Origin of the sequence: Kistimonas scapharcae (genome assembly GCF_039540975.1) — a bacterium.
Classification (GTDB): domain Bacteria; phylum Pseudomonadota; class Gammaproteobacteria; order Pseudomonadales; family Endozoicomonadaceae; genus Kistimonas; species Kistimonas scapharcae.
The window spans coordinates 1-9617 of record NZ_BAABFL010000362.1 but is presented as its reverse complement, the minus strand read 5'-3'; the positions used below and the strand labels follow the sequence as shown (position 1 = coordinate 9617).

12 protein-coding genes are annotated in these 9617 nt (G+C 46.5%); all 12 read right to left on the bottom strand.

The window, feature by feature from the left end; genetic code table 11:
- Positions 1–96: 96 nt before the first annotated feature.
- Entirely contained in the window at positions 97–1008 is a 912-nt protein-coding gene (locus tag ABD892_RS13065) for a PDDEXK family nuclease (RefSeq protein WP_345196201.1), read from the bottom strand.
- A 171-nt stretch (positions 1009–1179) separates the two neighbouring features.
- On the bottom strand, positions 1180–2058 hold the full coding sequence (locus tag ABD892_RS13060; protein ID WP_345196200.1) for a hypothetical protein: 879 nt from the start codon (positions 2056–2058) through the stop codon (positions 1180–1182).
- Positions 2055–2630 (bottom strand): hypothetical protein, encoded by a 576-nt coding sequence (locus ABD892_RS13055; RefSeq protein ID WP_345196199.1) that lies wholly within the window; start codon positions 2628–2630, stop codon positions 2055–2057. The genes ABD892_RS13060 and ABD892_RS13055 overlap by 4 nt, the downstream gene beginning before the upstream one ends.
- Before the next feature lie 177 nt (positions 2631–2807).
- The gene (locus tag ABD892_RS13050; RefSeq protein ID WP_345196198.1) at positions 2808–3782 is read right to left on the bottom strand and encodes a KpsF/GutQ family sugar-phosphate isomerase; all 975 of its coding nucleotides are present in this window, start codon (positions 3780–3782) and stop codon (positions 2808–2810) included.
- Between the two features lie 40 nt (positions 3783–3822).
- Positions 3823–4611 carry a 3-deoxy-manno-octulosonate cytidylyltransferase gene (gene kdsB, locus ABD892_RS13045; protein WP_345196197.1) on the bottom strand — a complete coding sequence of 263 codons (789 nt, stop codon included), beginning with the start codon at positions 4609–4611 and terminating at the stop codon, positions 3823–3825.
- A 74-nt stretch (positions 4612–4685) separates the two neighbouring features.
- On the bottom strand, positions 4686–5231 hold the full coding sequence (locus ABD892_RS13040; protein WP_345196196.1) for a KdsC family phosphatase: 546 nt from the start codon (positions 5229–5231) through the stop codon (positions 4686–4688).
- 17 nt (positions 5232–5248) lie between these two features.
- Complete coding sequence (kdsA, locus tag ABD892_RS13035; protein ID WP_345196195.1) at positions 5249–6079, bottom strand: 3-deoxy-8-phosphooctulonate synthase; 831 nt, start codon at positions 6077–6079, stop codon at positions 5249–5251.
- Between the two features lie 63 nt (positions 6080–6142).
- A complete protein-coding gene (locus ABD892_RS13030; protein ID WP_345196194.1) occupies positions 6143–6850 on the bottom strand; it encodes an accessory Sec system protein Asp2 in 708 nt (235 codons plus the stop codon).
- A 130-nt stretch (positions 6851–6980) separates the two neighbouring features.
- Positions 6981–7277: a hypothetical protein gene (locus ABD892_RS13025; protein WP_345196193.1), complete on the bottom strand. Its 297-nt coding sequence runs from the start codon at positions 7275–7277 to the stop codon at positions 6981–6983.
- 19 nt (positions 7278–7296) lie between these two features.
- Positions 7297–7947 (bottom strand): 6-hydroxymethylpterin diphosphokinase MptE-like protein, encoded by a 651-nt coding sequence (locus ABD892_RS13020; RefSeq protein ID WP_345196192.1) that lies wholly within the window; start codon positions 7945–7947, stop codon positions 7297–7299.
- The gene (locus ABD892_RS13015; protein WP_345196191.1) at positions 7940–8905 is read right to left on the bottom strand and encodes a glycosyltransferase; all 966 of its coding nucleotides are present in this window, start codon (positions 8903–8905) and stop codon (positions 7940–7942) included. Before ABD892_RS13015 ends, ABD892_RS13020 begins: the two co-directional genes overlap by 8 nt.
- Positions 8902–9617, bottom strand: a 716-nt coding sequence (locus ABD892_RS13010) for a hypothetical protein (RefSeq protein ID WP_345196190.1), incomplete at its 5' end; no start/stop codon positions are given. The genes ABD892_RS13015 and ABD892_RS13010, both read right to left, overlap by 4 nt.

Here is a 9617-nt window from a genome sequence, read left to right as displayed (position 1 = left end):
TATGAAAGCATGAGCGGTAGCAACATACTGCGGATTTTCAGGCTTGGTTCAAGGCTTTCAATGAAACGTCAACAGCCCCTAACCCCATCATGTTCATTAGTAGGTTTGAACCCCAAACTTCAACAGCATTCGTGGCAGCACATCATCCAGGTTCTGCACATCCTTATCCGTCAGCTGGATCAGATTGAGGCCATACTTCTCGTAAATCTTAAGCTTTTCTTCCTTACGTTTACGGTATTTGGGATCTTCTTCCAGACCCCAGTATTCGATGTAGACCTTGCCGGTCGGCACATAGAAATCGCAATAAACATCTTCTTCAATAGGCAACTTGCGCTCATAGGCATGAACGATTTCCGCCATGTAGAGCCAGTTATCAATCAACATCTCTGCCTTAGAGCGGACAAAGTGACCATCGGCTGTACGCAGCTTGGCTGGGAACTTGTCTCTGAAACCGGCTTCATCACTGCCATTGCTGCTTTCTTCAAGACCGATCGCCTGACTCAGATCCCCACGAATTTCTTTCAGCGACAAAGTAAATGCTTTGGTCTCAAGCACACTCTCAGGCCAGCAGACATAAGGAATACCGGTGCGTTTATCTTCCCGCTGCTGACCGCCCATAGCCTTCCCTTGGGGCGTGACCTCCCACCCTTTGAGTGCTTTCTTTATCCAACCAAGCTCTGAAAAAAGTGCGTTGACACGCTGAGCCGACAACTCCAACTTCTTACCAAAAGCACTGGCTGTCAGAAACTGCTTTACCATGCTGGTACCAGTATCCGATTCCTCATTATTGACTCGAATCATCTCTGGCCAGGCGATGTATTTGCCGTATTTAGAATGAGCAACATACTCGCCCCCCTTCGCTTTCCCCTTCTCAGTTAACTCCCAGGCATCTTCAACACGAGCAATCCAGCCCGCGGATTCCATTTTTTGGAAGAGGTCTTTAGCTGATAACGAGAGGGATTTGGCCAGTGCACTGGTCGAGATTTTGCGGGTTTTGACTGCGTCCATACAACACCTTGTGGGGCTTGTTATTGTCTGAGACTTTATTATTTCCGGTAACGATGGCCACTCTATCGCAACCAAAACTTTCGTTCCAGATGTTATGCCGCCACTACATATATAAAACTGACATTCACCACCCCACTTGACACTTTCCTGAACACTATTGGCAGTTGACGATCATCCAAATTTTGGGTGTTTCTTACATTTCATTATATTCCTGATAGAGGTGGTGAAAGGCAGATTCAAGCCTTTACCAGCCATTTCTCGCCGCAACCAGTCCCCATGCACCAGCTTGACCTGCACCGGCATTGTTTCCAGCCCCAGGTTCCGGGCAATCGCCGTGCGGTGATAGCCGCCACGGTAGCGCCAGATTTCACCCTTCGGGCCAATGGCGACACCCACCTCTTCTTCACCACGCTCTATCCGCCAGCTACGTGCGAAACCGGATGACGCGGCAGCGCCTGACGTCAGTTCCCGCCGCAGCCTGTAACCGTGCGTCTGGATTGATTCGGCCAGCTCCGCATACCGCTGAAAATAAGCATCAAGATCAGACAGCGAGGCTATCCTGACATTGTTATGGACAAACCTGCCGCGTTCCCGCAATCGCTGCGCCAGCATTACCCAGGATGCTGTTTCCCGCCAACGAAAATGGCAGGCGAACAATTGATCAATTTCCGCTGTCAGACGATCCTGCTTCAGTGGTGACAGATACCCGGAAAGATCCCCTTCCGCGACAAAGGATTCCCTGAAGTCATGCGACTTTATACCATCCTGTCCCCAGGAGACCGCTGCCAGGCGATGCGTCAGATCCGCCGGATTTACCCGGATCAGTAATTGCTCATCCAGAACAGAAAGCACCAAGGCGGCAGGTATCATTGCGCGTCCCTGTTGCCAGTGTCGTAATGAGCGAGTGAGCAACACCCCGCCAATACCCGGAACGCGCCCCATGGAACGCCAGACAGCCCGCATGACTTTTGCCTTAACCGGACTCGGCCACTGCCCTGCAGGAATGCCGTGCAGTTCTTCTACAGCTTTCTCCGTTGGGATCTGGCTCATTGTTTAGCAACACCTGCCGCGTCACACCCTGATCCAGACTTCAGATCAGAAACCAATGCAGCCAGATGCTGCTCAAAAGACGCCGAGGCCTTATCAAAATACTCCGACACGAAACGTTCCTGACTGATCAGTCCGGTGTCCAATCCCTTGTGATAGCGCTTGACGTTGAAGACAGGATCTCTGTCAAAGCTTTCCTGATAAAACCCTAACGAAACTGCATGGCCATCTTTCCGGCGATAGGACAGGTAAATATCCAGATAGGCCTTGCCATTAATAACATCACCACCGGTTTTCACGCCGTCCTTATGGCAGTTGCCGGAAAGGTCAAACCTTTCCGATAAGGCTTTGTGATAACGGGTCAGCATCTCCCGAATATCACTATCCTTAGCGCCAAACAGCGCATTGGCAGTTCTGGGGAATTTGTACCGGGTATACTGCTCAATGGCGTGATGAATACGCGCCCGGTCTTCCGCATTGACGGAGGGTTTACTGGCATTTTTGTACAACGCAACCAATTGCTGCTTGCTGTACCCGCCAGCACGGATACTTTCAATTCTTTTTTCAATGCTCATTCAGAGTACTGCCAGTTTCCACGAAAAAACAAAGCATTGTAAAAGGCTCAAACTATGACGTCGCATGTAGAATCTGTATTCGAGCCGTCCCAGAAACAACAAAACCCGGATAAGAAAGCTTACCCGGGTTTCCGTGAAAATAGTCTGATTATTAAAGCTATAGCGTTAGACGGCAGTTCAATCCGTCCAATCCATCAAACCGACCACCCGGTTCTCATCATCCATCGCAATCAGCCACTTCAATTGCTGTTCACGCATTAACTGCTCGGCATCCGCGACCATGGTGTCCTGACTGATACAAACCGGATCAGCCGTCATCAAATCACTGGCGAGAAGCCCCTTCAGGTTGTCATGGTCCATAAGATAGCGACGCAAATCGCCATCAGTGATGACACCATCCAACCCGCCGTGCTCTCCCATGACCAACGCCATTCCTGTACGGGTCTCTGTCATGGTAAACAGTACATCCGATACCGGGCTAGAAGGCGTCACCATCGGCAAACGATGACTGCGCATAACATCCTTCACACGGGTCAGAAGACGACGGCCCAGGCTGCCGCCAGGATGGAACCGTGCAAAATCCAGTGGCTGGAAGTTCCGTGCCCGCATCAATGCCACCGCCAACGCATCGCCAATGGCCAGTGCCACTGTGGTGGACGTTGTTGGCGCCAGGTTATTCGGGCAAACCTCACTGCTGACACTGGCATCCAGCACCACGTCGGCATTTCTTGCCAGGGTTGAATCAAGCCCCCCTGTGATGGCAACAATACGGGTGCCAAAACTTTTGAGAGACGGAATCAATTTCAGGACTTCATCGGTTTCGCCGCTATAGGAGATCAGCACCACAATGTCGGCCATGTCATCAAAGCGCACCATACCCAAATCTCCATGAAACGCTTCACCGGGATGCATAAAGAAGCTGCGGGTACCGGTTGACGCCAGGGTTGCAGTAATCTTACGACCAATCAGGCCCGACTTGCCCATACCCGAAATGATGACGCACGCCTTGCAATCCAGCATCAGCTGTACAGCACGCTCAAAAGATTCCCCGACCCGTTCACTCAGCGCGAGCAATTCTTGACCCTGTTCACGCAGGGAAGCCGCCATGATTTGCCGGATATCCAGCGTGTTTTGTTCGTTGTTGGTTGACATGAAATAAATAGAATCTGTGAGAAATGGTGAAACGTTAAAATCAGGCAGACAGCTGTTGACGAACCCGTTCCAGGTCGGCTTGCGTATCCACCCCGTGGCCAGGCTGCTCAGCAATGCTCTGCACATGAATGCCGATACCAAGCCACAATGCACGCAGCTGCTCAAGGCATTCCAGCGCTTCGAGCCCGGCCACCGGTGCATTGGCAATCTGCTTCAGTGTCCCTGCACGGTAGGCATAGAGACCCAGGTGACGTGCCGGCAACAGGTCGCCCAGCACAAGGGATGCTACAGGCGCACCATGGGCCGGGTAACGGTCACGATCCCAGGGAATCGGCGCACGACTGAAATAGAGCGCCATCCCCTTATGGTTCGTGACCACCTTGACAACATTGGGATCAAACAGGTCAGCGGCGTAGCTGATCGGTGTTGAGAGTGTGGCGATACCGGCTGCGGGGTTCACTGCCAGGTTTCGGGCAACAGCCGCCACCAGTGCCGGCGGCATCAGAGGTTCATCACCCTGCAAGTTGACGATCACGGTGTCGTCCGACCACCCCAGGGTCGCGGCCACTTCCGCGAGCCGGTCGGTACCCGACGCATGGTCAGGGGATGTCAGCACCGCCGGGGCGCCGAACGCTTTGGCAGCGTCGAGAATACGTGCATCATCCGTTGCGATGACAATGCCACCGTCGGCATCCGCGCCTGACGCCAGCGCCCGTTCATAAACGTGTTGCAACATGGGCTTGCCGGCGATATCCAGCAGGGGTTTGCCGGGCAACCGGGAAGAACCGTAACGGGCGGGGATCACCACCTTGAAAGCAGAATGAGACATGTAATGAAAAACCAGAAAAGAGGAAGAGCCGCTATTGCAACAACAGCGGCCAGACAGTGTTCATTGGGAAACCATTACTGCACGATGGCTTCCGCCGGTGCCACCAGACGACGGTAAGCTTCCACCAGGTTGGTACGGGCAGCAACGAGTGTATCCGCCACTTCCCGCACCACGCCCCGACCACCCACCGCCTGAGTGACCCAGGCGGCCTGTTCAAGGACCATCGGATAGGCATCAGCCGGTGCCACGGGCCAACCCACCAGCTCCATCACCGGCAGGTCCAGAACATCATCACCCACATAAGCGACGGCTTCCGGCATGATGCCCAAAGTATCCAGCAGCTGATGGAAAGCAGCCCGTTTATCGTGGCAGCCCGGGTAGAAATGGCGCACTTTCAGGTCAGCCATGCGACGGGCCAGCGGCGCGGACTGCTTGGCAGTGATCACCGCCACTTCGATGCCGTTATCCTGCAACAACCGAAACCCAACTCCGTCCTTGGCATTGAACGGCTTAACTACCTCGCCGTGCTCGCCATACCAGAGGGCGCCATCGGTCAGTACACCGTCGATATCAAAAATCACTAGCCGGACAGACTCCGGCACCCTTTGAGGGTGTGTCATGAGGGTGAATTCCTGATTCAGTCGATGGCCAGCGGCGGGAACGACTTAACTAGGTCATCAATGGCCTTCATCTGGACAAGGAAAGGTTCCAGCTGATCCAGCGGCAGGGCGCTGGGGCCATCGCACAGGGCTTTGTCCGGATCGGGGTGGGCTTCCATGAAAAGACCGGCAATACCCACCGCCATACCGGCACGAGCCAGCTCGGCGGTCTGGTGCCGGCGACCGCCGGAGGCAGCACCCAATGGGTCACGGCACTGGAGCGCATGGGTAACATCAAAGATCACCGGGCAACCGCCACTGACCTGTTTCATGACATTGAAACCGAGCATATCAACAACCAGGTTGTCGTAGCCCATGCAGGTGCCACGGTCACAGAGCATGACCTGGTCATTACCGGCTTCGCGGAACTTGTCAACGATATTGCCAACCTGGTGGGGGCTCATGAACTGGGGCTTCTTCACATTGATGGGCTTGCCGGTTTTGGCCAGCGCCACAACCAGGCCCGTCTGACGCGCCAGAAACGCAGGCAATTGTAGAATATCCGCCACTTCCGCTACCGGTTCCGCCTGCCAGGTTTCATGGACATCGGTGATCACCGGCACACCGAATTCACGCTTCAGTTCCTGGAAGATTTTCAGACCTTCTTCCATGCCCGGGCCACGGTAGGAATGTATGGAGGAGCGGTTGGCTTTATCGAAGCTGGCTTTGAATACATAGGGGATGCCGAGTTTTTCAGTTACTCGGACGTAGTGTTCACAAGCTTTAAAGGCCAAGCATTTAGATTCTAGGACGTTAATACCACCAAAAAGAGCAAATGGTACTTCATTTCCATATATTGAGTAATTCATATTTCTTTAGCAATAAAAAAGGGAGCCATCAAAAAAAACTACAGAAATCACGAAGATAAAATCTCAAAAATAAAAATCATTCTGTTCAAAGAAAGTAATTGCACTTGTAATAGTTTCTTTTTTCAAACTGTCAACAGTATGCCCAGACCAATCTGTCTTTCTTACAATGTAAAGTGAATTTTTCTTGTCTAATGTAGATATTAGCTTCTCGGCAGCACACTTATCCGCCAAATAGTTTCCATACTCAATATAAACTTTAGGAGCTTTTCGTTTGCATAGAAAATCATTCAAATCGTACCATTGAGCACCCATGGTTCTAATTTGCCGCTCCCAATTCTGAAATTCATGACATCTAGCACTAGCGTAATCAATTTGTGGGTTAGAAACTATAGCACCATTAAAATCCATTAAAGAAGCATAATATAGCGCAGCATAGCCCCCCATAGATGCACCAACAGTGAAAACCTGTTTATTATTTACACCACAACTCTCCATATGATTTAAAATTATTTTTCTAAACGTTTGTTCTAGAGGACGCTCATCAGAGCCTAAAAAATAGCAGAAAGTGTCATCTTTTAGAAATAAATATGCGGTATCATCCCATCTTTCACATTCATTCCAAAACCATGAATAACGATCATAGCGGTCTTTACCCATGGAGGAAAACAATATTAATAGCCTGCTTGCATTTTCACTAGGATAAAAAATACCATACTGCCCAAGAGAATGAAACCCATATTTATTTCGTACGTAATCCTTATCCCAGCCCATAAAAAACCCATACCAGAAGCAACAGATATACAAATTTGATTTAAGATTAACTTTTCAAAAACCAACCTTAAAATCTACTTTTTCATAAAGCGATATTGGACAACAAAAGAAACCAAACACACCAGCGAATTCAAAAAAAACGCACCACTAACTTTCGAGTATTTTTTTTCAGCCTCCAAAACAAAACTCTCAAATCTTTATAAATCAGCACAAAAAATAAAAACAAACTCCTTTTCTTATAAAAAATTATTCTCTTTTGTAATGGCCTAGCCAAGAAGCAAATAACCAACTCATCAAGAAGACCGCTGCGCTCTACAAAAACAACATTTCCTTTTTGATATACAACACTAACCTTTTCATCTATTTTATTGATAATTTCAACATCACTAACTAATTCACCAAACACCTCAAAAATCTCTTCTTGCAAAGAAGAAAGAAGAATCCCTCTATAGTACAAACTGGGAACTCCAATCTGGCAAATATGGTCGCAACATAGAAACAGGGGAAGCATTAAAAAATTCTACGCCTCTTTCTTCTAGCTTTAAATAAGCATTTCTAATATTCTTTATTTGAACCCCGGTAAAATTATCGATAGGTGAAGGTTTCTCTTCTCTATATGCTCTCGGTTGAGACAAAGGGTATGTTAAATCACACCCAAACAGAACTATTCTCTTACCACCTAAGTAGTGAGCTAACTGTAATGCCAACATTGTTGTAGTACAACCAAAGTAAAACCCCCTATTTAAGTCAAAACTGAAACCATCCCTACCAAGCGATTTCGTATAGACTGTTCTATTTTTATATTCAGGGCTATCATTTTCCTCAAGTTCCTTCCTGAAAACTCTTATTGTTTTATCAGATAAACCTTTAGTTGCACACTCAAACTTTTTCTTTTCAGAAAAAAACCTTGCATCACTGACAACATAATAATCAGAAACAAAACCCAAACTTTTTTCTAACAGAGGTGAACCATTCATACCAATCACAACACCACCATTAATAAACGATAGGTCTTGATTCAAAACAGATGGCCCATTAGCAACTATATATATAGTTCTCCCAAACTCTTTGTCTTTCAAACTCTTAATTTTAAGCATTTAGCAAACCATTATAAGCTTCAACATATTTTTTAATAATCACACTAGGCGAAAGGTATTTATTGTAAAACTCTAACGATTCAACCTGCTTATTTCTTATTTTTACAGGATCTGAAACCAGCCCCATCAACACATCATAAATACTGCTAGAGTTTGCTTTTAAAAAAGGAGAGTACGTGCAACCAGTTAACATTTTTAGAAACATATCTGAGAAAAAATCAGAGTTACTGATGACCACGTTACCAGCTGCAAGTCCTTCCAGCGAAATCTGGTGGTAAGAGCCTGTAACTATTTCATCTATAGTTATATGACAATATTTTCTAAGCGAAAACAATTCATAAGGTTTAAGACCATCGACTTCGAGCAGTTCAATTTTATTAAATCTTGCTAGTGACTCAAGCGCTATCTGAAGGCCATCCGAAACCTTATCATTCCAGCGCCCACCTGTCCGTCTATGGGCAGGGCTAAACAAAACCCTAGGAATTTCGTTATTTTCTATAACTTTAACCGAAGATTTAAAAGGAACTATATTTAAAACCGGTACATAACCCTGATAATGCCTAGGATGATATTGAGCCACCACCATTTTCAAGTCAAAATCAACACCAATATCTTCTGACACATTTGAAAATAAAGGCCCCTCTCTTAGAGGCGAATGAACATGGTATATAAATTTACAATCATCTCTGCAAAGAGAAAAACAATTGGCCACCGACCCTGATATATCATTATGAACATGGACAATTTCAGCATTCTTTAAAGCTTCTTTTAAAAGCCAATCTCTTTTTCCACCTTCGTCTATTAAAATACTGTGCGCAGACATTTTTCCATTCAACGAACCAGGATAGTCTGACTCAATAAAATGACAACTTTCAAATTCTGTATAATTATTCAGGGCATCTGAAATTCTAGAAGGAGATCCCGCCAAGGGCGTTTTACTTATGTGTACTACTTTCATCTCTCTACCACACTAAATCGGCAACCATCCTTCGCTGCTAGCGCAATAAAATCATTATAATTTCTATTTGAGATAGAATATGAATACCGCTTGCAAATTGATTCTCTCGCAAGCATATACTCACAAGAATTAGACAAAACATCAGCCAATTCGGTAAAATTAGACACAGCCTCGGAACATACCTTATTTAGTTTTACAAAAACATCAACATCGCTTTCATTCAGAATATCAATATCATTAACATATGGAACACAAGGAGTAATCGGCATCAATAAATCAATATTTTTTTTATCATCTATAAGAATTATTTTCTTTATAATTTCCAACAAGTCTCCAGTTCTTTTAAAAGTATCAATTCTTCTCAGAGAATTAAAACTTAAACTCAAAGATTCATGCACTATTGCTGTATCAACATCATAATCAATATTTATAGACCCTTTATATTTTTCCGTATAAACCACATGCACCTTAACACCTACGGTGCTATATCTCAGAAGTTCTACAATATTATTTGTAGGATTCAGAAGAAAAACATTACTTACTTTTGAAAAAGGCTGCCTCCTCCAAACTTCTTCTTTTAAAGTTTTTCCAACATTGACTTTATCTGTCATAACACGACGATCACACAATGCTAGGGGCTGTTGACGTTTCATTGAAAGCCTTGAACCAAGCCTGAAAATCCGCAGTATGTTGCTACCGCTCATGCTTTCAT

What these genes read in the sequence shown, in the direction of transcription:
- kdsA (WP_345196195.1), bottom strand. Translation starts at nt 6,079, where the DNA reads ATGAATTACTCAATATATGGAAATGAAGTACCATTTGCTCTTTTTGGT.
- kdsB (WP_345196197.1), bottom strand. Translation starts at nt 4,611, where the DNA reads ATGTCTCATTCTGCTTTCAAGGTGGTGATCCCCGCCCGTTACGGTTCT.
- ABD892_RS13065 (WP_345196201.1), bottom strand. Translation starts at nt 1,008, where the DNA reads ATGGACGCAGTCAAAACCCGCAAAATCTCGACCAGTGCACTGGCCAAA.
- ABD892_RS13020 (WP_345196192.1), bottom strand. Translation starts at nt 7,947, where the DNA reads ATGCTTAAAATTAAGAGTTTGAAAGACAAAGAGTTTGGGAGAACTATA.
- ABD892_RS13060 (WP_345196200.1), bottom strand. Translation starts at nt 2,058, where the DNA reads ATGAGCCAGATCCCAACGGAGAAAGCTGTAGAAGAACTGCACGGCATT.
- ABD892_RS13055 (WP_345196199.1), bottom strand. Translation starts at nt 2,630, where the DNA reads ATGAGCATTGAAAAAAGAATTGAAAGTATCCGTGCTGGCGGGTACAGC.
- ABD892_RS13030 (WP_345196194.1), bottom strand. Translation starts at nt 6,850, where the DNA reads ATGGGCTGGGATAAGGATTACGTACGAAATAAATATGGGTTTCATTCT.
- ABD892_RS13050 (WP_345196198.1), bottom strand. Translation starts at nt 3,782, where the DNA reads ATGTCAACCAACAACGAACAAAACACGCTGGATATCCGGCAAATCATG.
- ABD892_RS13040 (WP_345196196.1), bottom strand. Translation starts at nt 5,231, where the DNA reads ATGACACACCCTCAAAGGGTGCCGGAGTCTGTCCGGCTAGTGATTTTT.
- ABD892_RS13015 (WP_345196191.1), bottom strand. Translation starts at nt 8,905, where the DNA reads ATGAAAGTAGTACACATAAGTAAAACGCCCTTGGCGGGATCTCCTTCT.